Origin of the sequence: Streptomyces sp. BE303 (assembly GCF_036290945.1) — a bacterium.
Taxonomy (GTDB): domain Bacteria; phylum Actinomycetota; class Actinomycetes; order Streptomycetales; family Streptomycetaceae; genus Kitasatospora.
In genome coordinates, this window is record NZ_JAQYWZ010000786.1 from 1 (window position 1) to 512 (window position 512).

At 71.9% G+C, this 512-nt stretch carries 1 protein-coding gene; it reads right to left on the reverse strand.

Going from position 1 to position 512, the window contains the following annotated elements; translation table 11 throughout:
• Positions 1–512: AMP-binding protein (locus tag PUR56_RS25510; protein ID WP_329950618.1), on the reverse strand; the 512-nt coding region annotated here is incomplete at both ends.

The following is a 512-nucleotide window of genomic DNA, read 5'->3' on the forward strand; positions in this document are numbered from 1 at the left end:
CACCAACGCCGACAACGCCAACGGATCCCGCACCGTCACACGATCCGCCAACACCACCGAAGCCCCACGCACCAACGGCCCGAACAACTCCAACCCCGCGATGTCGAACGACACCGTCGTCACCGCGACCAACGCATCACCGGGCCCCAGACCCAACCGACCGTCCATCGCCGCCAGGAAACCCGCGAACGCCCCGTGCGACACCACCACACCCTTCGGACGCCCCGTCGAACCCGACGTGTGGATCACATACGCCGCCCCCTCCGGATCCACCGGCACGGACGGGGCCGGCTGCGCCGCGACGATCACGGCCGCGACCTCCGGGTCGTCGAGCAGCAGCACCGGCACCCCTTCCGGCACCGCCCGGGCGGTCTCCCCCACCGCGACCGTGCAGACCGGGCCGGCGTCCTCCACCATGAACGCCAGCCGCTCCGCCGGGAAGCCCGGATCCAGCGGCAGATACCCCGCCCCCGACCGCAACACCGCCACCATCGCCACCACCAGGTCCACCG